This is a genomic window from Pontiella desulfatans (genome assembly GCF_900890425.1).
Lineage (GTDB): Bacteria > Verrucomicrobiota > Kiritimatiellia > Kiritimatiellales > Pontiellaceae > Pontiella > Pontiella desulfatans.
The window spans coordinates 2406407-2433077 of the sequence record NZ_CAAHFG010000001.1 but is presented as its reverse complement, the minus strand read 5'-3'; the positions used below and the strand labels follow the sequence as shown (position 1 = coordinate 2433077).

At 57.6% G+C, this 26671-nt stretch carries 15 protein-coding genes; 13 read left to right on the top strand and 2 right to left on the bottom strand.

The features are described from left to right. The first annotated feature begins 10 nt into the window (after window positions 1-10). From E9954_RS08700 to E9954_RS08655, 10 genes are read left to right on the top strand one after another with little or no spacing between them, the layout of a single operon-like run. Entirely contained in the window at window positions 11-961 is a 951-nt protein-coding gene (locus E9954_RS08700) for a family 43 glycosylhydrolase (RefSeq protein ID WP_342793759.1), read from the top strand. 1 nt (window position 962) lies between these two features. Next, complete coding sequence (locus tag E9954_RS08695; protein WP_222847116.1) at window positions 963-2210, top strand: DUF6786 family protein; 1248 nt, start codon at window positions 963-965, stop codon at window positions 2208-2210. Window positions 2211-2218: 8 nt separating this feature from the next. Beyond that, entirely contained in the window at window positions 2219-3691 is a 1473-nt protein-coding gene (locus E9954_RS08690; RefSeq protein ID WP_136078795.1) for a sulfatase family protein, read from the top strand. Between the two features lie 2 nt (window positions 3692-3693). Further along, window positions 3694-5169 (top strand): sulfatase-like hydrolase/transferase, encoded by a 1476-nt coding sequence (locus E9954_RS08685; RefSeq protein WP_222847115.1) that lies wholly within the window; start codon window positions 3694-3696, stop codon window positions 5167-5169. Between the two features lie 22 nt (window positions 5170-5191). After that, complete coding sequence (locus E9954_RS08680; RefSeq protein WP_136078794.1) at window positions 5192-7225, top strand: sulfatase-like hydrolase/transferase; 2034 nt, start codon at window positions 5192-5194, stop codon at window positions 7223-7225. Then, window positions 7225-8820, top strand: coding sequence for a sulfatase family protein (locus tag E9954_RS08675; RefSeq protein ID WP_342793757.1), 1596 nt, complete (start codon window positions 7225-7227; stop codon window positions 8818-8820). Before E9954_RS08680 ends, E9954_RS08675 begins: the two co-directional genes overlap by 1 nt. Before the next feature lie 5 nt (window positions 8821-8825). Continuing rightward, complete coding sequence (locus tag E9954_RS08670) at window positions 8826-10583, top strand: alpha-L-fucosidase (protein ID WP_136078792.1); 1758 nt, start codon at window positions 8826-8828, stop codon at window positions 10581-10583. A gap of 11 nt (window positions 10584-10594) precedes the next feature. After that, window positions 10595-12028, top strand: a complete 1434-nt coding sequence (locus E9954_RS08665) for a sulfatase family protein (RefSeq protein ID WP_222847114.1) — start codon at window positions 10595-10597, stop codon at window positions 12026-12028. Then, complete coding sequence (locus E9954_RS08660; protein ID WP_136078791.1) at window positions 12028-13656, top strand: ThuA domain-containing protein; 1629 nt, start codon at window positions 12028-12030, stop codon at window positions 13654-13656. Before E9954_RS08665 ends, E9954_RS08660 begins: the two co-directional genes overlap by 1 nt. A gap of 19 nt (window positions 13657-13675) precedes the next feature. Continuing rightward, window positions 13676-15118: a sulfatase family protein gene (locus E9954_RS08655; protein WP_222847113.1), complete on the top strand. Its 1443-nt coding sequence runs from the start codon at window positions 13676-13678 to the stop codon at window positions 15116-15118. A 391-nt stretch (window positions 15119-15509) separates the two neighbouring features. On the opposite strand, the gene E9954_RS08650 is transcribed toward E9954_RS08655, so the two are convergent. Beyond that, the gene (locus E9954_RS08650) at window positions 15510-16751 is read right to left on the bottom strand and encodes an IS4 family transposase (protein WP_136078790.1); all 1242 of its coding nucleotides are present in this window, start codon (window positions 16749-16751) and stop codon (window positions 15510-15512) included. A gap of 224 nt (window positions 16752-16975) precedes the next feature. After that, the gene (locus E9954_RS08645; protein WP_136078286.1) at window positions 16976-18217 is read right to left on the bottom strand and encodes an IS4 family transposase; all 1242 of its coding nucleotides are present in this window, start codon (window positions 18215-18217) and stop codon (window positions 16976-16978) included. Between the two features lie 91 nt (window positions 18218-18308). Between E9954_RS08645 and E9954_RS08640 the strand changes: the two genes are divergently transcribed. The 3 genes from E9954_RS08640 (at window position 18309) to E9954_RS08630 (ending at window position 26635) form a co-directional block, all read left to right on the top strand. Continuing rightward, window positions 18309-22235: a GH116 family glycosyl-hydrolase gene (locus E9954_RS08640; protein WP_222847112.1), complete on the top strand. Its 3927-nt coding sequence runs from the start codon at window positions 18309-18311 to the stop codon at window positions 22233-22235. 70 nt (window positions 22236-22305) lie between these two features. Then, window positions 22306-23871 carry a sulfatase family protein gene (locus tag E9954_RS08635; protein ID WP_222847111.1) on the top strand — a complete coding sequence of 522 codons (1566 nt, stop codon included), beginning with the start codon at window positions 22306-22308 and terminating at the stop codon, window positions 23869-23871. A 16-nt stretch (window positions 23872-23887) separates the two neighbouring features. After that, the gene (locus E9954_RS08630) at window positions 23888-26635 is read left to right on the top strand and encodes a GH116 family glycosyl-hydrolase (protein ID WP_136078789.1); all 2748 of its coding nucleotides are present in this window, start codon (window positions 23888-23890) and stop codon (window positions 26633-26635) included. The last annotated feature ends 36 nt before the right edge of the window (window positions 26636-26671 follow it).

Here is a 26671-nt window from a genome sequence, read left to right as displayed (position 1 = left end):
AATGGCATGGATGGCAATCGGCCTGGTTGCGGGCGTGGCCGCAACGGCGCAGGCGGAGATGAAAAAGGTCGTGGTGACCCATTCCGAGCTGAAGGGCATCGGTTTGGAAAAGGGCGTCATGCGCCGGGACCCGAGCGACATTATCAAGGTGGGCGACCTCTACTATGTGTGGTATTCGAAGGGAACCATCTCTCCCGGCTACGATGCCACCGTTTGGTATGCGACTTCGTTGGATGGCGTGAACTGGACGGAAAAGGGGGAGTCGTTGGCCAAGGGCGCGCCGGGGAGCTGGGAAGGGGCCAGTGTGTTCACGCCGAACATTCTCGTGGCCGAAGGAAAATATTGGCTCTTCTATACCGGGACGTCCCGGTCATACCATGAAAAGCCCTTCAACCCGGATTCGAAGATCGGCATTGCCGTGTCGGACTCCCCCGACGGCCCGTGGGAGCGGCTCGCCACCAATCCGGCGTTGAAGAACAGCGACAATCCAGCGGACTTCGACAGCCACCTGATTGATGACGCCTGCTTGGTGGTCCGCGAAGGGAAATATTGGTTCTACTACAAAGGGCGTCAGTTGGGCAAAAGTCCCGGGCAGACCCAGATGGGGTTGGCCATTGCCGACAAACCCGAAGGCCCCTATGTGAGGCATCCGGAAAACCCGGTGATTCCCGGGAACCACGAAGTGCTGGTTTGGCCCCAGGGGACGGGCGTTGCCGCCATGATCGGCACCACCGGACCGAAGGATATCATCAATTCAATCCTCTATTCCGAAGACGGCGTACACTTCTCGAAGACCCACACCGTGGTCAAAGGCCCGTGGGCCGGCGGGGCCTACCGCCCCGAGGCGTTCACCCAGAGCGGAACCGGCGACCTTCCGGAGTGGGGCGTTGAGATTGGACGTGCGAAAGGAAAGGGCAACCTGCCTTTCATTCATAGGTTTGATGTAGAGAAAGGGGAATAAGATGAAGACGATGCAAATGATGGCAGGATTGGGCGGCGCGGCTCTGTGGTTGGTTTCCGGTTGCGCAACGACGGACACCGGAGGAAGCGGCGCGTTTGCCGACGATGTGGCGTTCATGAAACAGCATACACCGATCGTCCTGTTGAAAGACGGCGATGCGGCGGTGGCGGTGGCGCCCGTTTACCAGGGGCGTGTGATGACCAGCACCTTCGACCGCCAGGCCGGTCCGAGCTTTGGCTGGATCAACCGCCCGGTCATCGAGAACGGATTCCTTTCGGAGGAAGAGAAGAAAGGCCGGCTCGAAGAGCACATCTATATCTTCGGTGGGGAGGAACGCTTTTGGCTCGGGCCGGAAGGTGGGCAGTACGCGCTCTTTTTCAAGCCGGGAACCCAATTTGAATTCTCCGATTGGCAGACACCAGCGGTTATTGATACCGAAGCGTTCGAGGTGGTCGAACAGGATGACGATTCCGTTACTTTCAAACACCGTGCTGAGCTGGTCAACTACGGCGGAGCCGAATTCAAGGTGGGCATCGAGCGCACCATAGAATTGATTGATAAGGACGATGCCGAGGAAATGCTGGGCGTTGAGCTTGGCAAGGGGCTGCGCATGGTCGGCTATGAAACGGATAACCGGATCACCAACACGGGGTCCAATGAATGGAAACCGGAAACCGGCTTGCTCTCGATCTGGATGCTGGGCATGTACAACCCGTCGCCCGAAACGACCGTCGTGATCCCGTTCAAACAGGGTGGCGAGAAGGAACTCGGCCCGAGAGTGAACGACACCTACTTCGGCAAGGTTCCGCCGGAATACCTGCGGGTCGAAAAGCAAAAACTGTTTTTCAAGGGCGACGGCACGCGGCGCGGCAAGATCGGCATCAGCCCGCAACGCTCCAAGGGCATTGCCGGCAGCTACGATGCCGCCGGGCAGGTGCTCAATATTGTCACCTACAACGTGCAGGACGCACCGAACGGTTTCGTTAACTCCATGTGGGAACAGCAGAAGGAACCCTATGCCGGCGACGTGATCAACTCCTACAACGACGGTTCGCCCGAGCCGGGCGTTGCTCCGTTGGGGCCGTTCTATGAACTCGAAACCTCTTCGCCCGCCGCCGCCCTTAAACCCGGCCAAACCATGCGGCACGTGCAGCGGACCTTCCATATCCAGGGGGCGGAAGCGGAGCTCGATCCACTTGCGCGCAAGTTGCTCGGCGCCAAGCTGGATGTCATTAAAAGCGCCTTTTAAGCTACACCATGCATGCAACGGGTTTCTTAAACACAAAGGTCGCAAAGAGCGCGAAGGATTCAGGTCTTCGCGTTCTTTGCGGTCTTCTGTTAATCCATTCGTGTTTTGCTGCATCGCTCTCAACGCGTCCCAATATTGTCATCGTTCTAACCGACGACCAGGGCTATGCCGATCTGGGATGTTTCGGGGGAAAGCAGGTCAAGACTCCGCGCATCGACCGGATGGCGGAAGAGGGCGCGAAGCTGACGAGTTTCTATGTGGCGGGTTCGGTCTGCACACCGTCGCGCTCGGCCCTGATGACCGGGTGCTACCCGAAGCGCATCGGCCTGGCCGCCGGCGTCTTTCTCGCCGGGGATAAGAATGGCCTGAACCCGGAGGAAACCACCCTGGCCGAGGTGCTGAAAACGGCCGGTTATAAAACCGCTATCTTCGGCAAGTGGCACCTCGGTGACCAGCCGGACTTTTTGCCGACCCGCCAGGGCTTCGACGAATTCTTCGGCCTTCCCTACAGCCACGATATCCACCCGTTTCACCTGAATGACAAAAAGCATAGGTTCCCTCCGCTTCCCCTGATGGAAATGGAGACGGTGATTGAAGAGGAACCCGATGCGGACTATCTCACGAAGCGGATCACCGGGCGGGCCGTCGAATTCATCGGGAAGCATAAGGACGAACCGTTCTTCCTCTACATTCCGCATCCGATCCCGCATCGGCCCATCCATCTGTCGCCGCCTTTCATGGAGCCGGTGCCGGATGCGGTCAAAACCAAGCTTAAGCATGAAACGCGTATCGACTATTTAACGCGCGATAAAATCTACAACTATGCCATCAACGAGATCGACTGGTCGGTCGGGCAAATCCTGGATGCCCTGAAGCAGAACGGAATCGATGAAAACACCGTGGTGGTTTTCACGTCGGACAACGGGCCGTCGGTTGGAAGTGCGGCACCGCTGTCGGGCAAGAAGGGCAGTTCCTTCGAAGGCGGAATGCGGGTGCCGACCGTGATCCGCTGGCCCGGGAAAATCCCGGCGGGGCAGGTGAACGATGAACTGATGACGGCCATGGATCTGCTGCCGACGTTCGCCAAACTCGCCGGCGCCGAAATCCCGACGGACCGCGTGATCGATGGCAAGGATATCTTCCCCGTGTTGACCGGGGGTGCGGAAAGCCCCCACGAGGCCTTTTTCTATTACAAGGGGAATGACCTCAAGGCGGTTCGCTCAGGCCAATGGAAGCTGCATCTCGGCAAAGCAAAGGGCAACGGCAAGGGATCCCGGGGCAAGGGTTCGAGTTCCCCGATGATGGCGTTGTATGATTTGGATGCGGACATGGGCGAGAAGCAGAATGTTCTGGCGTCCCATCCCGAGGTTGCCGAGCGTCTTCTTAGGTGTGCGGAAACCTTTCAGGAAGAGCTGGCCCAAAACAGCCGTCCCGCCGGATTCATGGCCAATGCCAAACCCTTAACAACGAGAGCTAACTAATCATGAAAAGAACGTATCGAATCATGGCCATGGCGGCCTCATGCCTGTTTGTGGCCGGAGCACACCCGGTGCAAGCCGAGCAGCCGAATGTAGTCTTTATTTTTGCGGACGACATGAGTTACGAAACCATCGGTGCGGCCGGCATGCTGGACATTGATACGCCGAATCTCGATAGGCTGGTTGAAAACGGGGCCAGCTTTACGCACGCCTACAATATGGGCGCCTGGGGCGGGGCGGTCTGCGCGGCCAGCCGATCGATGCTCAATTGCGGACGCTTTGTCTGGAATGCCCAGGCGGGTGTAAAAACGGGCGTCAAAGAGAAAAGCATGTGGGCGCAGCGCATGCAGGCGGCGGGCTATCAAACCTATATGACCGGCAAGTGGCATGTTCCCGGCGCGGAGGCGGAGGATCTTTTCCAGACCGCCAAAAATGTCCGCGGCGGAATGCCAAGCGATTTCCGTAGCAAGGGATCGGCCGACGGCACCAAGCCCAAGGGTTACGGCTACGGCCGCCCGATCGATGAAGAGCACTACAAGAAGGGATGGAAACCCTGGGACACCACCAACGGCGGGTTCTGGGAAGGCGGCACGCACTGGAGCGAGGTGGTCGCCAACGACAGCGTGGAGTTTCTTGAAACGGCGGCGAAGGACGACAAACCCTTCTTTATGTATCTGGCCTTCAATGCATCGCACGACCCGCGTCAGTCGCCGAAGGAATACATCGACCGCTATCCGCTCGACCGCATCAAGCTGCCGGAAAACTTCCTGCCCCAATACCCGTATGCCGATAAGGTTTGCGGACTGGGGTTGCGCGATGAAAAGCTGATGCCCTATCCGCGCACCGAATATGCCGTGAAGGTCAATCGCCAGGAATATTTCGCCATCATCACCCACATGGACGATCAGATTGGCAGGATCTTCGAGGCGTTGGAAAAAACCGGCAAGGCCGACAACACCTATGTCGTCTTTACCGCCGACCATGGGTTGGCCTGTGGTCATCATGGTTTTAGCGGGAAACAAAACATGTACGACCACAGTGTGCGCGTGCCGTTTCTGGTCGTCGGACCGGATGTGAAGCCGGGGGTGAAAATCGATGCACCGATCTATCTGCAGGATGTGATGGCCACTTCGCTGGAGGTCGCCGGTGCACCGTTGGAAGGGGTTGATTTTAAAAGCCTGCTGCCGCTGCTGCGCGGGGAAACCACCGGGCACTATCCGGAAATCTACGGGGCCTATATGAACCGGCAGCGGATGATTACCAAAGGCGACTGGAAGTTTATTTCCTATCCCACCGCCAACGTCGAGCGCCTCTTCAACCTGAAGAAGGATCCGAACGAGCTGGACGACCTCGCCGGTAATCCGGAATACGCCGCCAAGCTGAAGCAGATGCGCGAAGCGCTTAAGAAATTGAGCATGGAGCTAGACGATCCGTTGATGAAGCCGTCCAAGGGCGCTGCCAAAATGAAGAAGTCGAAATAGAGCCATTAATCAACTCGGGTAGATGATGATTAAATTATTAATAAGGACCCTCGCGGTCGGCCTGGCTTCCGCCTGTTTGGCGACTCCGCCCAACATCGTCCTCATCTTGGCCGATGACTTAGGCTATGGCGATGTGGGCTGCTATGGCTCGAAGCTGGGTACCCCGGAGATCGACCGGATGGCCCGTGGTGGCTTGCGCGCGACCGATTGCCTGGTGGCGGCCAATGTGTGCGGCCCTTCGCGGGCGGCGTTGCTGACCGGGCGCTATCCCATGCGCTGCGGGCATCCGATTTCGCGGCACCCGTTCCCGAAATATGAGCAATACGGAATCGCTTCGGAAGAGGTCACCTTGGCGGAGTTGCTGAAGTCGGCCGGCTACCGCACAAAGATGGTTGGCAAGTGGCACCTCGGATTTCATGTGGACGGTTCCCATCCACTCGATGCCGGCTTCGATGAATACCTCGGGCTGTACAGCAATTACAGCACCCAAAAAGATCGAGCGGATGAACGCACGATCTACCGCAACCGCGAGGTGCTGGAAAAGAACGTTCCTTTTGAAAAGGTAACGAAGCTCTACACCGACGAGATCGTCGAATTTATCAAGCAGGATCACGACGAGCCGTTCTTTGTCTACTTTGCGCATCACATTGCCCACGATCCGATTTTGCCCAGCAGTGCCTTTAAAGGAACCTCCGGGAAGCAAGGCGGCGGAGTCTTCGGTGATTTCGTGAAGGAACTCGATTCCAGCGTCGGCCAAGTGCTGGCCGCCGTGGAGGAGGCCGGAATCGCCACCAACACGCTGGTGGTATTCATGTCGGACAACGGCCCCGCCCGGCACGGGTCGGCGAATCCGTTGCGCGGCGGAAAGTATGTCACCATGGAAGGCGGCCACCGGGTTCCGGCAATCTTCTCTTGGCCGGGGCATATTCCCGCCGGGCAGGTTTCGGACGCCATGATCTCCAGCTTGGACTTGCTCCCCTTGTTCTGCCATGTGGCGGGGGCCGAGCTACCGAAGGATCGCACGCTCGACGGGAAAAACATTATCGACCTGCTGACGGGGAAGACCACGCAAAGCCCGCATCAATATTTTTATTATTACAACGGGGTAAACCTGCAGGGCGTGCGCAACGAACAATGGAAAATTCATCTGCCGCGCACCACCGCCGATCAGCCCTACTGGGCAAAAAACGGGGGCGGGCCGCGGAAACCCTACCTCACGCTGCAAGAGCCGCTGCTGTTTGATCTCGATGCCGATGTCGGCGAGGAAAAGAATGTGCTTTCGACGCATCCGGAGGTCGCCGCCGAATTGATGAAGGAAGCGGAGCGCACCCGCGCCGAGCTCGGCGATGTCGATGTTGCCGGATCGGATCAGCGCCCCCATGGCCTGGTCAACCCTCAGGATAAAGGCGAGGGCTCGGTTTTGAATCAGGTAACTGCGGCGGCCGTTGCAGTTGCTCAGCCGAAACAGATCCGGGTTGCCTGCGTGGGGGATAGCATTACCTATGGGTTTGGGATCGAGAATCGAGCGAAGGAGAGCTATCCCGCCCAGCTTCAAACCCTGTTGGGCGATCCATACGTTGTCGGTAATTTTGGCAAAAACGGGGCGACGGTGTTGAAGAAGGGGCACGCCCCGTATTGGCGGGCACCGCAATATAAAGCGGCGCTCAAGTTCAACCCGGATGTAGTGGTCATCAAACTCGGAACGAATGATACCCGCCCTGGGAATATTGGGAAGAACAAGGCGGAGTTCGTTCCAAACTATGTAGAGTTGATTCGCAGTTTCCAACGATTGGATCGTAAACCAACCGTTTGGATTTGCTATTCTTCCCCCATTTATTCTCCGCATAAAGAAATGACGGATGCGGTTCTGAAAAATGATATTATTCCGCTGGTGACTGAGGTCTCCGAACAGGCCGGCGTCAAGGTGATCGACCTCAATACCGTGTTGAGCAATCGGTCGGAACTGTTTCCGGATGGATTGCATCCCGGGCCCGAGGGCGCAGGGATCATCGCCAAAACCGTCGCAACCGTCATTACGCGACAGGTGAAAAAATGATGAACAGAAAAACCATTTTTGAAGCAGGCCTGTTTTGTCTTGCCGCTCTGTCCGCGCAGGTGGTCCTTGCTGAGAATCCGCCAAACGTGGTTTTGATCTTTGCCGACGATCTCGGCTATGGCGATCTCGGTTGCTACGGCGCGACGAAAGTGCAGACGCCGAATATCGACAAGCTGGCCTCCCAAGGCCGACGCTTCACCGACGCGCACTCGGCGTCGGCCGTCTGCACACCGTCGCGCTACGGGTTGCTGACCGGGGAGTATCCGTTTCGGGCGCAGGGCGGCAAAGGAATCTGGGGGCCGTGCAGCCATTCGCAGTCGTTGCTGATCGATGCCGACAAACTCACGCTCGCCCAGCTGTTCAAAAACAAGGGCTATGCCACGGCGGCGGTCGGCAAATGGCATCTGGGGTTCGGAACCGGAAAGACCGACTGGAACAAGCCGCTGCGTCCGGGGCCGCTGGAGCTGGGGTTCGATTATTATTTCGGGGTGCCGAAGGTGAACAGCGGTTTCCCCTACGTCTACGTAGAGAATGACGCGATCGTCGGCTATGACCCGAATGATCCATTGGTTTTCGGCAAGGGGATAACGCCGTCGAAGACCACAACGTATCCGCCCGAGGCCGGCAAGAAAACGGCAAACCAGTTTGGCGGCGCGAAGAAGGCGCATGCGATTTACGACGATGAAAAGACGGGGATGCTGCTCACGGAGAAGGCCGTCAAATGGATTGAAGGAAATAAAGAAAAACCGTTCTTCCTCTATTTTCCGACCACGAATATCCACCATCCGTTCACCCCGGCGCCGCAGTTTAAAGGAACCAGTCAGGCGGGGCTCTACGGCGACTTTATCCATGAGTTCGACTGGATGGTCGGCGAACTGATGAAGTGCCTGGAAGAAAACGGCCTGACCGAAAATACGCTGGTGATCGTCACCAGCGACAACGGCGGCATGTTCAACACCGGTGGACAGGATGCTTTTGCCGCCGGGCACCGGCAGAACGGCGAGCTGCTAGGGTTCAAGTTCGGCGTTTGGGAAGGCGGCCAGCGGGTGCCGTTCATTGCCACGTGGCCGGGCAACATCCAGCCGAACACGGTGTCCGGGCAGTTGATTAGCGGGGTGGACATGCTGGCCACCTTTGCCGCAATCACGGGGCAGACCGTGGAAAAGAAACAGCTCGCCGACAGCATCAATGTGCTGCCGGCCCTGGTGGGTGATCCGGCCGCCCCCTTGCGGGACACGCTGGTGCTTTGCCCCTTCAGGCGCACCCACCTATCCATTCGCAAAGGCAAGTGGATCTACATCCCGGGGCAGGGGAGCGGCGGTTTTAAAGGAGCCCCGGGCACCCATGCAGCCGGCGGGCCGGCATGTGTATCCTTTGTCGGAAACGTGAATAGCGACATTGAAGGCGGGAAGATCAAAACGGGAGCGCCGCCCGCCCAGCTCTACGATATCGAGGCCGACGTTAACCAAACGACGAACCTTTATAACCAGTATCCTGAAGTTGTTCAGGAAATGCAGGCGTTGCTGAAGAGCCATGAGCCCGCAAAGCCCCCGGCTTCGGAACGTACATCGCAGAAAAAAAAGAAAAGCAGGTGAATAGGATGAAACGAATCAATAAAACCGTGATGCTTGCGTTGGCTGGCAGTCTGATCGCCACATTGAGCTCGAGCGCTGAAACGGAGATGCTTCCGGAAAGCGAGCAGGCCTTTGCCGAGCGCATGCAATGGTTTACCGATGCGCAGTTCGGTCTCTTCATCCATTATGGCGTTTACTCAACGCTGGGCGGCGAATGGAAAGGGAAGCCCGTTCAGAAATATGCGGAGTGGATTCAGCGCTGGGGCAGCATTACGCCCGAGGAATATATTCCGCTCGCGGCGGGCTTCCGTCCGGATAAGCTGGATGCCGATCTTTGGGTGAAGACCGCCAAAGAGGCCGGGATGAGGTATATGGTGATCACCACCAAGCATCACGAAGGGTTCTGCCTCTGGGACAGCGCCTACACGGAATACGACCTGGGGGAGGCGACCGGTTTTGACCGCGATATCCTGGGCGAGCTAAAAGCCGCCTGTGAGAAATACGGACTCAAGTTCGGCACCTATTATTCCATCATTGATTGGCACCATCCGTCCCAACGCGCCGAGCAGGCCAGCAATCAAACACCGATGAACGACAAGGAAGGCTATGTAACCTACATGAAGGCGCAGTTGAAGGAACTGATTGAGCGGTATCAGCCTGCGGTGATGTGGTTCGATGGCGACTGGACAAAGTGGTGGACGATGGAGGACGGAATCGATCTCTACAACTATCTCCGCGAACTGGATCCCAAGCTGGTCATCAACAACCGGGTCGCCAAGCGAAAAGAGTTTAAGAAGGACTACGGAACGCCGGAAAACCAAACACCGGGCGCTGCGCTTGATCATATTTGGGAGGCGTGTTGGACCGTCAACCATTCGTGGGGATTCAAGAAGAGCGATACCAACTGGAAAAGCACGGAGGTGCTGGTCCAAAAGCTGATTGATATCAACACGAAAGGCGGCAACTTGCTGCTGAACGTCGGCCCGCAAGCGAATGGTTCGTGGCCAGCTGAATCGATCCGCCAGCTCAAGGAGATGGGGGAGTGGAACGCGGCGCACAGCGAGGCGGTTTACGGCACCGAGTATGTCGATTTGCCCGCGCAGAGCTGGGGTTGCTTGGCACAAACCAAGGAATCGTCCCCGGAAAAGGGCGAACTGTTCGCCTACATCTTCACCTGGCCTGAAAGCGGCAAACTGCTGGTGAAAGGGGTTTCTGCCGATCGGGCCGAGGCTTTTACCTATGACGGGGCGGCACTTCCTTCCACGATTACGAAAGCCGGGGTGGAACTCGATCTCTCGTCTGCCGCGGCCTCCCCGCTGGCAACGGTGGTGAGGATTAAGTACGGCGGTATAAAGAAAGCGGCTGCGCCGTCTGTTGATCTAGGGCTAACAGGGAATGAGTTGGTTTTGCAGGCACCCGCCGCCCAGTTGAGCGGGAAGGTGAACAAGCTTGAAGACAACACGTATATCGGTTTTTGGACGGACCCTTCCGATACCGCTTCGTGGACGCTGAATGTGCCGGCACCCGGAACCTATGCGGTGAAAATTCTCTATGCCTGCGATAAAAAGTATAGTGGAAGCGATGTGCAACTAACCGTTGGCGGCAAGACACTGAAGGCCCAGGTGGCTCCCACGAAAAATTGGCGGGCCTTCCAGACGATGGATCTGGGGGTGGTCAAACTGGATCAGGTCGGAGCAACGACCTGTACTGTCGGCTTCGGAAAGACTCGGGGGAAAGCCCTGTTCAACCTCAAGACGGTTCTATTTGTGCCGGTGGCGGACTAAGGAAGGCTTAAATGAAAACGACATCGCGAATGATTGCACTTTGGGCAGGCGCCGCCATGCTGACGACGGGTGCTGCCCGGGCAGAGCAGCCTGCCAATAAACCCAACTTCATCATTATCTTCTCTGATGATCAGGGCTATCAGGATCTAGGTTGCTATGGGGCGCCCGAAATCAAGACGCCGCGGCTCGACCGGATGGCGGCGGAAGGCATGCGCTTTACCAGCTTCTATGCCCAGACCGTCTGCGGACCGTCGCGCGGCGCACTCATGACGGGGTGCTATCCAATCCGCTTTGCCCGGCAGGACGATCCCGATTCGATCCACCCCGAACTGCATCTCGACGAAATCACCCTTGCCGAAGTGCTGAAGGCGCAGGGCTATGCAACCGCGGCGTTCGGCAAGTGGGATCTGGCCGGGCACAGTCAGGTAAAATACAAACCGGAACTGCTCCCGCCGCATCAGGGGTTCGATACCTATTTCGGCACACCCGGCAGTAACGATAAGTTTGTCAAACTGATCCGCGGCACCAAGGAGATTGAGCAGAAGGCGGACATGTCCACCCTGACCCGCCGCTATACCGATGAAGCGATCCGGTTCATCGAAGAAAAGAAGGATACACCGTTTTTCGTTTATCTGGCGCATACCATGCCGCACACCAAGCTGGCGGCATCGGCCGATTTTAAAGGGAAGTCAGCGGGCGGCCTGTACGGCGATGTGATCGAGGAACTAGATTTTCATATCGGCCGCCTGCTCGACCGGGTGAAGGCGCTGGGGCTCGATGAGAATACCTATATCATTTTCACCAGTGACAACGGGCCTTGGCTCATCCGCAAGGATCACGGTGGTCATGCAGACCCGCTGCGCAGCGGGAAGACCAGTTGCTGGGAAGGCGGACTGCGTGTTCCTTGCATTATGCGTGCACCGGGAAAAATTCCCGCCGGAACCGAGTGCGATGCAGTGGCCGCGACCATTGATATGATGCCGACGATCGCCAAGCTGGCGGGCGGCGCGGCGCCGTCGGATCGCGTGATTGACGGCGTCGATATTTCGGCGCTGATGCATGGGGAGACCGACCGTCTCGATCGGGTCTATTTTTACTATCAGCACAACTGTTTGCGGGCGGTGCGCTCCGGCAGGTGGAAGCTGATGCTGCCGCATACGGAACCCGTGCCGACCAGCATTGCGACCAAGTGGAAGAACCATATCGCCAAGGCCGATGCCCTCCGCATTCCGTCGGCAATGCTCTTTGATCTGGATGCCGACATCGGCGAAACCAGCGATGTTTCCGCGAAGCATCCCGAAAAGGTGGCCGAGCTGATGAAGTTGGCGGAACAAGTTCGGCGGGAACTCGGCGATCATGACACCTTTGGCGAAAACGCCCGCACCTTCGGCGCAAAGCGCCGCACGCTGTCGGGCGAAGTCGAGACGAAGAAGGAGAATTCATAATGAACACTCCTGGGCGCACTTTTTTTCCGCTAGTGGTTGCGGTTTTGTCACTGGCCGGAGGCTTCTCTTTCCTCCAGGCCCAGGAACAGAAACCGATACGGGTGCTCAGTTTTCAGGGGAATAATGGGTATGAGCATGCCTCTATGCCGGACGCGAAGGCGTTGATTGAGCGGCTGGGCCAAAAGAACGGTTGGGAAATTGTTTCAACCGAGGACGCATCCAAGCTGACCGAGCTGGACCTGAGTACGTTTGATACCGTGGTCTTCAATAACAACTGCGGCAATAAGGGACCGGTGATGAAGCCCGCGGAGCAGGAGGCCCTGCGGCAGTATATTCAGAATGGTGGCGGTTTTCTGGGGGTTCACACGGCCGCAGCGCTTTGGAAGGAGGGTGGCTCTTTTCAGACGTGGTATGAAGGTTTGGTCGGAGCCAGGCAGGTCCGGCACCCCAAGGTGCAGCGGGCGCGGCTGGTCGTGGAAGATCGGACCCATCCCTCAACCCGGCATCTTCCGGAAGAATGGTTTGTCACCGATGAGTGGCACATCTTTGATTCCAATCCGCGGGAAAAGGTCAATGTGCTGATTTCCCTTGATGAGAGTTCCTATCAGGGCAAGGCCAACCAGAAGATGGGGGGCGATCATCCCTTCGTCTGGTATCAGGAATACGACGGCGGCCGCTCCTTCTTTACCTCACTGGGACACACTACGGAAATTTACAGCAATCCGGATTTTGAACAGTTGATCGAGGGGGCGATTCTTTGGACAAGCGGCAGCGTGGGCGTTCCCGAAGCTCAGCCAGAGAAGAGATTGTCAACCAATCTGCCTGTGGCAGACGGACTCTTTCTTGATCTGGATGCCAATGTCGGCGTCGAGGTAGAGGACGACCGGCGGGTCAGGGCCTGGCATAATCAGGTGGCCGGAAATGCCGCCGATGTGTTTGTGAAGCGCGATGAAGGTCGCAAGGTCGCCGGCTCTGGCAGGCCTGCGTTGAAGCTAAATGTTGGAGGAATCGGAGGAAACAACACCCTGGTTTTCGAAGAGCAGGAGCTTTTGAATCACGATGAAGACGCCTTCGATCATATGTTGACCGGTAGTGGTTATACCTGGTTTTCGGTGATGTGTGCTTACCGGCAGCATGTGGGTAAAAAGGATGTCAATTCATTTTTCGGTAATCTGAAGAACAGTTCAAACTATGAAGGATTCTGGGGAAATCTCACGGACGACAACCGCGTTTGGATGGGCTCGCGCTGTTGGCCGGCCGCCGTGAAAGGCAGGCAGCCCCTTTGGAATGAGAAGAATCCTCAGGTCATCTGTTCTACGCCTTTGCAGGAGAACAAATATTATTTGGTCATGGGGCGTATGGGCGCGGGGCAGGAGGTGGTCAACCTGGAACTGTTTGTCAACTCTTCGGAACCGGTGGACCGTAAGCCCGTACCCGTAAACCCGGAGGCCAATCCCTCGAAGATGGCGATCGGGCAGGAGCGCGATGCCATCAATCATCCGGGCAAAGAATCCTTCCATGGCGAGATAGCCCGGTTTTTGATTTATGACCGTCCCCTCAGTGATGCCGAGTTGGACACCATGATCGGGCATTTGACGGCTAAGTACATGATTAAGACAAGCGAATGAGCGCGGGACGGAATTAGCTGTGAAGAGACTAGTTATTTTGATGGGCATGCTGATTGTGGCGGCACAGGCCGCGCAGAAACCCAATGTGATCTTTATCCTGATGGATGACATGGGCTACAGCGATGTGGGCTGCTACGGCGCAACCAAGGTGAAGACGCCGAACATCGACCGCATGGCGGCGGAGGGAATCCGCTTTACGGATTTCCACACTGGTGCGTCCATCTGCTCGCCGTCGCGCGCGGCCTTCCTGACGGGAGCCTATCCACAACGGTGCGGCCTCTATATGGGCATTAACCAGAATCGGGAAGCGCACTGGTTCCTCGGTTTGAACCCGGATGAAATCACCCTTGCCGAACAGTTCAAGGCCCAGGGCTACACCACGGCGATGGTCGGCAAATGGCATCTGGGGAAGGAGGAAGAGTTTTCCTGTTTCCATCAGGGGTTTGATCATTACTACGGCGCGCCGGACAACATGGGGCATAATTCCGCCTTCTATGACGGCAAGGAGGTCGTCTACGAACATACCCCGTTGGAGCAGATGACGACCCTCTACACCGAGCGCATGGTGAAGCACATCGGGGCGTTCAAGGACCGGCCTTTCTTTATCTATTTTGCGCACAACTATCCGCACACGCCCTATAAAGCCGGTGCCCGGTTCAAGGGCTCCTCCAAGGACGGAGTGCGCGGCGATGTGATCCAGGAAGCGGACTGGGGCATCGGCGAAATTTTGAAGGCACTCGAGGCGAACGGCATTCTGGAAAACACCCTGGTCATTTTTAGTTCGGACAATGGTCCGACCAATAATAAATATGCCCAGCCCTACAGCGGCACCAAATATGTCTCAATGGAAGGCGGACATCGCGTGCCGTTCATCCTTTATTGGAAGGGGACGGTGCAGCCGGTGGTTTCGGATGTTCCTGTCGTGGCGATGGATCTGTTTCCGACGCTGAGCGAGCTGATCGGCGCGCCGATGCCGACTGATCGGAAGTATGACGGGGTCACCCTGGTACCTCTGTTCTCGGGTGGTTCAATTGCTCGTTCCCCCGATGAGCCGTTCTACTACTACAACTGCGAAAATCTGCAGTGCGTGCGCGTCGGCGACTGGAAACTGCATTTGCCGCGCACCCAGGCCCAGTTGCCGTTCTGGTCGATGAAGAAGCAGAAGGATATTGCAACTCCGCAACTCTACAACCTAAAGACGGATGTGGCGGAGCAGATCGATGTCGCCGCCCAGCACCCGGAACGGGTTTCGGAAATGATGGCGCTGGCGGAGTCCGCCCGCACCAAGCTCGGGGAGGTCGGCCAACGTGGCGCCGAGCAGCGCGCAACCGGAACGCTCTTCCCGGAAGTGCCCATCGTAGGAAATCATGTCCTCTATTGGGACAAGCTGTCCGACAAGGAAAAGGGCCGGGCCAAAACAGAATTCACCGCGCTGAAAACCAAACGCAAAAAATCTAAATAGATGAAATTCCTAGCGCTGCCTTTAGGTGGAACCTCGGAAAACGCCTAGCTTATCGGATACTGCCAGGTAGGTACAATGTGCCCTTTGAAACCTGAAAGCCCAGGGCAGACGGGTTTTCTTGAAACAGGAATAATAGGAACTTAGCTTGAATGGTCTCACCACAGAGGACTCGGAGGCACAGAGAAATATAGCAATCCCGCTCCTCTGTGCCTCAGTACCCTCTGTGGTAAAAAAACGAATCAGTCACATTCATCCCATAGGTGGCGCTGACCGAGAGTAAACACCCGTTTTTGTTAAGGTTTCTGATGTCCGATTCATTTAGTCAATTCCGATTTTTTGTTGAAGGTTAACGATGGTTTCGCGCTTTGTGCATATGGCTGTCCCACAGCTCTTAGATAAACCCCGGCAGATATGCCTGTTCCGGCGCACCTCGTATGCGACCGGGCGGTTTGGCTGTCCCATAGGATTCAAGCAATGCGGGAAGGCTCCACCGGCGCCAAAGCACCGCGCGCACAACAGTGAACTGCCGCTTGAAGCTGTGCTCCCAGCCGTGCATGAACGCGAGGCAGCGCATCAGCAGGTGGACAAGCAACCCCATCCAAATCTGCCAGCGCACGGCGTTGGCGCTGTAGCCCAGGAAGTCGGAGAGCTGGAGCGTCTGCTTGATCTCCTTGAAGAACACCTCGATGTCCCAGCGGCAACGGTAGAGTTCGGCGACCGTCCACGCGCTCCACTCCAGATGGTTGGTGATGAAGGCGATCTCGACATCCTTGCCGTTGATCTCGACCAGCGCCACGACCCGGCGCAACTCGCACGGATAGGCTTTCTTCGATGCTTCGACCACCATCTCGATGACCTCGTCGCGCAGGATGCGCTTGTGCCCGGTGGTTTCGAGGGTGCGCACCACCTTGTACTGCATGTTGTCCTTCGCCCGGCCAACCCACCAGACACCGCGCACCGTCAGCTCGAAAAGATGCTTGAACTTGTTGTAGGCCTTGTCGAACACGGCGATTTCACCGGGTTTGAGCTCGGCGCACAGGCTTTGGGTCATCGTGCTGTCATGGTGCTTCGCCGTGTCGATGATGGCGCACCGGGGCAGGAAGCTTTGCAGGTCGAGGCGCAGGTGGCACTTGGCCGCAGCCTTGCGGCGGCGATGCTTCGCCCAGTCCATGCAGTTGGCGACGAGCTGGATCGTGGTCGAGTCCAGCGCATGGATCGTCTTGCTGAAGCGCCGGAGGTATCCGCGCCGAACCTTGCCCTTCGCGAAGCCCGGAACCGTATCCATCAGATGCTTCATCATGCACCAGTAGAGCTCTTCGGCCATGTCCGCGTTGCGGATCTTGTTCGCGTGGCTCAGGTTGTTACGCGACGGAGGAACCGCGCCGCGGATGGTAGAGAGCGCCGCCGCGTTCATCTGGAGCGCGTCGCACACATCGTTGAGTCCGAGTGCATGGGAGAAGTGGGCGTACAGCAAAGAAACCACATGGCTCCACGGCGTGTACGTCCGGCTTTGAATGTCCACGCCATGCTTCTGCGCAAGGCTCGACACCATGTGTCCGGGAATCAGATTGCACAATTGTTTCAAGGTTGTATACCTATGTCCGGCTGGCTTGTGTTTATGTTGTTTTTTCATACCCTCCGAGTGGAGGATTTCAACGGCACATGCCAGCCTTTTTTTTCAATAGCTATGGGATGACAATGAATCAGTTTCACATTCATCCCATAGGTGGTGCTGACGGAGAGTAAAACCCCGTTTTTGTTAAGGTTTCTGATGTCCGATTCATTTAGTCAATTCCGATTTTTTGTTGAAGGTTAACCATGGTTCCGCGCTTTGTGCATATGGCTGTCCCACAGCTCTTAGACAAACCCCGGCAGATACGCCTGTTCCGGCGCACCCCGTATGCGGCCGGGCGGTTTGGCTGTCCCATAGGAATCCAGCAAGGCGGGCAGGTTCCACCGGCGCCAAAGCACCGCGCGCACAACAGTGAACTGCCGCTTGAAGCTGTGCTCCCATCCGTGCATGAACGCGAGGCAGCGCATCAGCAGGTGGACCAGCAGCCCCATCCAGATCTGCCAGCGCACGGCGTTGGCGCTGTAGCCCAGGAAGTCGGAGAGTTGGAGCGTCTGCTTGATCTCCTTGAAGAACACCTCGATGTCCCAGCGGCAACGGTAGAGTTCGGCGACCGTCCACGCGCTCCACTCCAGGTGATTGGTGATGAAGGCGATTTCGACATCCTTGCCGTTAATCTCGACCAGCGCCACGACCCGGCGCAACTCGCACGGATAGGCTTTCTTCGATGCTTCGACCACCATCTCGATGACCTCGTCGCGCAGGATGCGCTTGTGCCCGGTGGTTTCGAGGGTGCGCACCACCTTGTACTGCATGTTGTCCTTCGCCCGGCCAACCCACCAGACACCGCGCACCGTCAGCTCGAAAAGATGCTTGAACTTGTTGTAGGCCTTGTCGAACACGGCGATTTCACCGGGTTTGAGCTCGGCGCACAGGCTTTGGGTCATCGTGCTGTCATGGTGCTTCGCCGTGTCGATGATGGCGCACCGGGGCAGGAAGCTTTGCAGGTCGAGGCGCAGGTGGCACTTGGCCGCAGCCTTGCGGCGGCGATGCTTCGCCCAGTCCATGCAGTTGGCGACGAGCTGGATCGTGGTCGAGTCCAGCGCATGGATCGTCTTGCTGAAGCGCCGGAGGTATCCGCGCCGAACCTTGCCCTTCGCGAAGCCCGGGACTGTATCCATCAGATGCTTCATCATGCACCAGTAGAGCTCTTCGGCCATGTCCGCGTTGCGGATCTTGTTCGCGTGGCTCAGGTTGTTACGCGACGGAGGAACCGCGCCGCGGATGGTAGAGAGCGCCGCCGCGTTCATCTGGAGCGCGTCGCACACATCGTTGAGTCCGAGTGCATGGGAGAAGTGGGCGTACAGCAAAGAAACCACATGGCTCCACGGCGTGTACGTCCGGCTTTGAATGTCCACGCCATGCTTCTGCGCAAGGCTCGACACCATGTGTCCGGGAATCAGATTGCACAATTGTTTCAAGGTTGTATACCTATGTCTGGCTGGCTTGTGTTTATGTTGTTTTTTCATACCCTCCGAGTGGAGGATTTCAACGGCACATGCCAGCCTTTTTTTTCAATATCTATGGGATGACAATGAATCAGTTTAATTTGGTATAATCATGATGAAATTGGAAAACATGCTTGGTTTGGTTTTGCTGGGGGGCGCGTTGGTGGCCCAGGCCGCAATGGCCGCAGGGACGGTGTTCAATTTTAATATCGGTGAAGCCAAAAACGGCTATGAAACCATCGGTACCGAAGTCTGGAACAATACCTCGGTCGGAACCTTTTCGGCGATTCAGGATGCCTCAGGAACGGAGCAGGGCGGCGTAAGTGTCGGCATCGATCTTGACGCCACGACGGAGGGATACAACGCCAAAGACAAGAATGGGGGCGGGTATATCTCTGCCGAGCTTGGCGGCATGAGCCGCTCATTGGTTTACGCGCTCAAAGGAAATAAAACGACCACCGTCACGATCTCAGGCCTCGGCGCCAATACCCTGTGGAACCTGGATGTTTTTGCCGGGTTGAATGTGGCCGGGCGCAACCAGAACATTTCCATCAACGGCGGCCCTTCAAAGCTTTATACCTGTGGCAACGAAGCGGGCGGGATTTATGCATCCCATGCTCCAATTACCTTCAGCAATATCTCTGCAGATGGCAACGGTACGCTGACCGTCGGATTGACTGGGGCATCGCCTTCGAACGTAAGCTTTATTCAGGGCCTCACGCTAACGTCTGTGTTGGATTGGACTCCTGCCGCGGTTTCAGAGCAGGCCCCGAATCCTGTGGCAAGCAACAATGATTTTGCCAAAGCATTGAAGGCACATCCGGAGCTCCGCGCCCACTGGTCGTTCGATGGCAACCTGGCCGATGCCACAGGCCAGGCAACAGCGAAGGCCGATGCCGCTGTGTCCTTTGCGGAGGGCGTGCTTGGCCAAGCGCTGAAGGTGGATGCGCAATCGCCGGCATCCGTGCCGCAGGCGGATTGGCTGATGGGCAAGAAAGGCTCAAGGGTTACGCTGGAACTGTTCTTTAAGGTGCTGTCCGCTCCGACCGGAAACAAGGATGTGGTGCTCATGGGCCAGACGACCGGGCAGAAGGTTCGCTATCTCATCGGCGTCAAAAACGACCTGTCGGCATTGTTGTATCGCGGCGGACAGAATCAGAGTGTACTGACGACGATCCATCTCCCCACCGATCAGCCGATTAAAGTCGGTCGCTGGTACCATTTGGCGATCACCAGTTATGACCTCGACCTGCGCGCCTATATTGACGGTTACGAATGCGCCCTGACCGGCGGAGCGTTTGAGTTCACGCGCAACGGCCCGAAGAACAGCACCATGACGTTTGGAACAACACCCTTTGCATCACTGGTAACCGGAGACATCCTGCTGGACGAAGTCGCCGTTTATGGCGAAGGTTTGAGTCAGGTTGAAATTCAGAACCACATTAAGGTCGCAGGGTTTGGAGATCATCTGAACGCGGTCGGCGAGATTGTTGCCAAGGTCGCGGCGGAGCGCGATGCCGTGCGTGCACGGAAGCAGGCGGCCATGCGGGCCGACCCTGCGCTGACCGCACCGGGTGAACCCCGCGTGTATGAGGGCGAACACCTTGAAGCAATTGCATTCCAGGTCGGTGGCATTGGGTCGGGCTCCATTCAATTTAACGGCAAGGCCGAACCGGCCGTCTGGCAGATCGCCAAAAATTTTGAAGAAAGGCGCATCGAAAACTGCTTCCTGGCCGTGCGGGCGCAGACCCAGGGTGGCCAGCCAGTTGTTCGCGCGTTGCAGACCGAGGCCGTCGGGCCGTTTGCGGCGATGACGTCCCTGCAGTTTGAAGGGGAGTATCCCTTCGCCAAGTACCGTTTCGAAGAGCCCGCGCTTCCGGTGCAGGTTGAACTCGAAGTCTTCAATCCGCTGATTCCAATGGATCTGAAAAACTCCGCCATTCCCTGCGCGATCTATACGGTCACTGCAAGGAACACCTCGTCGTCCCCGGTCAAGCTAGATGTCCTGGCCGCCCAGCGCAATGCGCTTGGTTATACAGGCGGTGCCTATGGGATGAACCTGAACAAGGTTGTGCGCGACGGCGTTGCCACCATGCTGCACATGACCAAACAGTCGACCGCTGCAGACATGGTGCTGATGACCCTGGCGTCCGGGGCGTCCGGCGTTGCGTCCTTCGATTCGACCGCATCGTTGCACAGCACGTTCTCCAAAAACGGTGCCTGCAAGGGCGCGGCGCAGGCCGGGCCTTCCGCGAAGGACGAGACGCTGGATGGCGCGCTGTCGGCACCGATGGAACTCGCCCCCGGCGAAACCAAGTCCGTGACGATTGCGCTGACCTGGTATTTCAACAACACCAAGCATGGCTCGGGCAAACGTTCCAAAGCGATGGAAGGCGAACCGGCCAGCGGGCCGTGGTCGCATGGCGGACAGCAGTATGCAACCTGGTGGCCGAATGCCATGGGCGTAGCCGACTATCTGAAAGACCATCTTGATGACCTGATTGCACGCACCCGCCGGTATCACGACACACTCTATGCATCGAACCTACCGCGCTGGCTGCTTGATCGCATGAGCTCGCCGCTGGCGGTGCTGCGCAGCCAGACCTGCTGGTGGGCCGCCGACGGCTACTTTGGCGCTTGGGAAGGCAGCCGCCAAAATATGGGAAGCTGCGGCGGCAACTGCACGCATGTGTGGCAATATGCCCAGGGCCACGCGCGCCTGTTCCCGGAGCTGGGGCGTATCATGCGCCATCAGGATTTTGCCCAGCAGAAACCGAACGGCCTGTTTCCCAACCGGCATGGCGGCGGCGAAGCGGCGGCCGACGGGTTTTTCGGCACGATCCTAAACACCTACCGCGAGCACTTGTGCAGCGCAGATGACGAATGGGTGAAGAAAAAATGGCCGGATGTGAAGAGGGCGATGGAGTTCGGCATGGAGGAATGGGATACCAACCACGACGGCTACCTGCAGAATCGTCAGCACAACACGCTCGACGGAAAAATGTGGGGCTGCTCCTCGTGGATCGGCAGCCTCTATCTATCCGCGCTCGAAGCCGCTGCCCGCATCGCCGATATTGCCGGCGATGCCAAGACCGCCGCCGAGTACCGCAGCATCCGGGCGTCCGGGCAAAAGATGCAGAACGAACGGTTGTGGAACGGGGAATACTACATTCAGGAAGTCGGTGTGCAACGCGAGCAGGACTATCTGGACGGCTGCCACATCGACCAGCTCCTCGGCGACTGGTGGGCCGGGCAGCTCGGCATCGAGCCCAGCTTCCCGGCGGATCGTTCCCGCAAGGCGATGGAATCGCTGTTTAAATACAACTATCTGGCGGACTCCCATGGCCACTCGCTCAAGCCGCGCCAGTATTATGAAGTGGATGACGGTGGCATCAAAATGATCACCTGGCCGAAGAATCCGCAACCGATCCCGGGCATGAAGTATGGCGATGAAGTGATGACCGGGTTTGAATACGCCGCCGCCGCGACGATGATGCAGAACGGTCTTCAGGATGAAGGGCTGATCCTTTTCAAGACGATCCATAATCGCTACGACGGCCGCCTGCGCACCGAAGGGGTGACCGATCTGGGCGTGGCCGCCTGGGGCTACTCCGGCAACCCGTTCGGCGACGACGAGTGCGGAAAATATTATGGCCGCTCCCTGAGTTCGTGGTCGGCGCTGCTGGTTCTGCAAGGCTTCCTCTACGACGGCCCGGCGGGCCGCATCGGCTTCCGCCCGCGCTGGCAGCCGGAAAACCACCAGAGTTTCTTCACCGCCGCCGAGGGCTACGGGCTCTATTCACAGACCCTGACCGGCAACAGACTGGAAGCATCCATCGAGCTCAGTGAAGGGCAGCTGCGCTTGACTGAAGTCGTTCTGGCTGCTCCGGGACAGCCCAAATCCGTGACGGCGACATTGAACGGGAAAACTCTGGAGTCGAGCTTTAGCGCAAAGAACGGAGACGTAACCTTGAAGTTGCAGCAACCACTGACCCTCAAAGACGGCCAACAGTTGGATGTTCAGGTGGATGGTAGATAATCACGCGCCGTCCGTTCCGGACAGGCACGTCCTACACCGCGTGGGTTCCATGGTTTGGAAAGAAGGAATTATGATGAAAATAAAAAATATATTGGGTGTGCTTTTGCTGGGAGCGGTTGCGAGTTTCGGAGCGGAGCCGCCGCCGAACATTGTCCTGATCTTTGCCGATGACCTTGGTTATGGCGATGTGGGGTGCAATGGGGCAACCTTGGTGCAGACACCGAATATCGACAAGCTCGCCAAGGAGGGCCGCCGCTTTACGGACGCGCATTCTTCGTCGGCCGTCTGCACACCCTCGCGCTACGGGCTGTTGACGGGCGAGTATCCGATGCGCGCCGGGCTCTGGGGGCCGTGCCCGCCAACCAGTAAACTGCTGATCGATACCGACAAGCTGACGATCGCGAAGCTTCTCAAGAACAAGGGCTACGAAACCTCGTGCTTTGGCAAGTGGCATCTGGGGTTCGGAACCCAAGAAGCCGACTACACGAAGCCGTTACGGCCCGGGCCGCAGGAGCTCGGTTTTGATTATTATTTCGGCGTACCGGTCGTAAACAGCGCTCCGCCGTATGTCTATGTGGAGAATGACCGCGTGGTTGGAATGACGTCCGATGATCCGATTGTTTATCTCGGCAAGAACGCCGGGGAAAACGCGACGCCGATCACCCCGCTCACCGAAGCTCATGGCAACCGGGTGCCAAACTGGTTTGGCGGGGCGGTCGAAGCGCACAAACTCTACAACGATTTCGAGCTCGGGACGACCCTGGCAGCGCGGGCCACCCAATGGATCAGCGAGCGCAAGGCCAAGCCCTTCTTCCTCTATCTGGCGACCACGAACATCCACCATCCGATCACCCCGGCTCCGCGATTCCAAGGCACCAGCCAATGCGGGCTCTACGGCGATTTTATCCATGAGCTGGACTGGATGGTCGGCGAGATCGTGAAGACATTGGAGGAGCAAGGCGTTGCCGACAACACCCTGATCATCTTTACCAGCGATAACGGCGGCATGTTTAATCACAACGGGCAGGAAGCGTTCAAGCACGGGCATCGGCAAAACGGCGATCTGCTCGGCTTTAAGTTCGGCATATGGGAAGGCGGACACCGTGTGCCGTTCATTGCCAGGTGGCCGGGTGGAATCGAAGCGGGAACCACCTCCGATCAATTGATCTGCAATGTGGACATGCTGGCCACCTTTGCCGCGCTGACCGGGCAGTCCCTGGGAAAAGAGCAACAGGCCGATAGCGTGAATGTCCTGCCGGCATTGCTAGGGGAGCCGGACGTGCCGCTGCGCGATCATCTGGTGCTTTCGCCGCGCAAGGCCAGCCACATTTCAATCCGCAAAGGCAAGTGGATGTATATCCCGGCAAAAAGCAGTGGCGGATTCACTGGCGGCCCCGGCAAGCATGGTGCGGGTGGGCCGGCCTGCGTGTCGTTCGTCGGAAATGTGAACAGCGATATTGTGAACGGAAAAATCAAGAAGAACGCCCCGCGCGACCAGCTCTACGATCTGGAAGCCGATGTGAACCAGACCCGGAACGTGGTGAAACAGCATCCCGAAGTTGTCCAGGAGATGCAGGCGTTGCTGGAGCGCTATAAAGCGCAGCTGGCATCCGACTCGAAGAGCCAGAGGAAATGAACGCAAAGTAGACACCATGGGTTATAAAAACACAGTTGGGGTGGTTGTGCTGGCCGGTGCGGCCTTGATGGCAGGCGCGAGCCTGGTTCCGGAGGATAAACAGCTCGATCCGGCCTGGGTGGAGTCGTTGACCGAGCGGGGGCATGCCCTGGATCGGGGCGTCGTGGGCTCGGTGAAGGATGACTCGCTGAAATATATCGGTATGCCGGTCGGCGGCATTGGTTGCGGCCAGCTCTATCTGGGCGGCGACGGCAAGCTTTGGTTGTGGGACATTTTCAAGAGCAACTATCGCCGCGAGCCGCCCAGCAAGCAGGGGTTTCTGGTTTCATCGTTTGTCCTGGGCGGGCACTATGCGCACCCGGTTGCGCAGGGCGATCCATATAGCAACTCGAACGGCGCCGAGGTGGAGCAGGGATTTCTCATTCGCACCAAGGCCGGCACAAAGACGCTCGATCGGAAGGGGTTTTCCGATATCCAGTTCCGCGGAGAATATCCGGTGGGCAGGGTGACCTATGCCGAGAAGGGCTATCCGGTTACCGTGCAGCTCGAAGCGTTCAGCCCGTTCATTCCGCTCAACGCGAAAGATTCCGCCATTCCCGCAACGGTCATGAGTTTCACCGTATCGAACATCACGGATGCGCCCGTGGAGGTGGATCTCGGAGGTTGGCTTCAGAATGCCACCTGCCCCTACACAAAGGATCCAATGCTTGGAAAACGCCGCAACCAGCTCGTTGCAAAAGACGGAACGGTCAGCGTCTTCAGTACGATTGAGGGCGAGGGCATCAAGGACAAGCATGGCGACGGCTCCATGACTTTGACGTTGCTGCACGACACAAACGAAGTGAAGGTCGCAGGCGTCGCATCGTTGGCGGATCCGGTCGCGCTGTTGGATCAGGTCAAGCCGCTAAATAATCAGCCGGCTGTCGTAAAGCCGCTCGACGAAATGCTGGTCGGCGGTCTGTCTGCCGGCTTTACGCTGGCGCCCGGCGAATCCAGAACGGTTGATTTTGCGGTGACCTGGTATTTCCCCGACTACACGGAGATCGACGCCCTGAAGGTGGTGCATCGCACGCAGGATTCGCGCAAGCTCTTCCGCGGCAGGCGGCGCTTTTACAGCACGCAGTTTGAATCGGCCTATGAGGTTGCGGCCTATCTGGCGAGCGACAACAAACTCCTGCTGCAGCAGACGCGCGCATGGAATAAAACCTGGTACGATAGCTCGCTGCCGGTCTGGCTGTTGGATCGCAGTTTTATCGGCCTCGACTGTATCGCAACACAAACCTTCCATTGGTTCGACGATGGCCGTCCGTATGCCTGGGAAGGGGTGGATAGCTGTCCCGGAACCTGTACGCATGTGTGGTATTACGCGCAGGCCTTGGCACGCATTTTCCCCGAGCTGGAGCGCGCCTTCCGCGAAGAGGTGGATTTTAAACCCGGCATCGGTTTTGAGCCCCAAACCGGTTTGGTCAAGGATCGCGGGGATTATCATGCTAAAGGAAAGGAAGCCGTCGATGGGCAGGCCGGTAGCATCATGCGCGCCTATCGCGAGCATCAGATGTCGGCCGACGATGCGTTTCTGAAAAGGGTGTGGCCGAATGTGAAAAAGGCGACCGAGTTCCTGATTCAAAAGGACGGCGACGGCAACGGACTGCTCGAAGGCAAGCAACCGCATACGCTTGATGCGGCGTGGCATGGCCCGATGGGCTGGCTGAGCAGTGTATATCTGGGAGCCTTGGCGGCAGCGGAAGCGATGGCGATCGAAGTGGGCGACCAGGACTTTGCAAAGCAGTGCCGCACGATTCTTGACCGCGGCTATGAGAACATTGTTGCCGAAGTCTTCGACGGCGAATATTTCATTCACAAACCCACGGAGGGCGTGAAGGCGCTCAACACCAACAAGGGCTGCCATATCGATCAGGTGCTGGGCCAGGCGTGGATGCATCAGGTGGGCTTGGGTCGCATAATCCCGAAAAAGGAGACGGTGTCGGCGCTCAACAGTATCTGGAACTATAACTTTGCTCCGGATGCCGGACAGTATGCGCTGGATCATGTGGAGATTGAATCGGCATTCCGCTGGTACGCCATGCCCGGCGAGGCGGGCCTGGTGATGACGACGTGGCCGAAAGGCGGTGCAATGGAAGCCATTCCCGGAAACAAGCTGCGCTCCAAGGAAAACCCGAAGGTCTTCAAGGGCGTGGGTGGCTACTTTAATGAATGCATGAACGGCTTTGAATATCAGGCGGCCGCCCACATGGTGTTTGAAGGCGAGCCGGACTCCGCGCTGGTTGAAAAGGGGCTGGCCGTCGCTCGGGCGGTGCATGATCGCTACTCGCCCGAACGGCGCAACCCCTTCAACGAGATCGAATGCGGCGACCACTATGCTCGCTCCATGGCGAGCTACGGCGTCTTCCTCGCGGCGTGCGGCTATGAGTACCATGGGCCGAAAGGGCATCTTGGGTTTGCACCGCGCGTGAAGCCGGAAGACTTCCGCGCGCCGTTCACCACCGCGGAAGGGTGGGGCTCCTACAGCCAGACCATCAGCGAGGCGGAAATGGCAGCTGAACTCGCTGTGACGTACGGTCGTGTGAATCTCAAAACCGTTAAGCTGAACCCGATGAACCTGGCGGTGAAAACGGCGGATGTGAAAGTGGATGGCAAGAAGCTGAAGACAAAACTGGTGAAGAGTGAGAATGGGGTGTCGGTCGAATTTGATGCGCCTGTTTCGGTCGCCGCCGGACAGTCGATGAACATTGTGTTGCGCTGATCACGTAGAACAGTCCTCCGGGCCGTTTATACACGA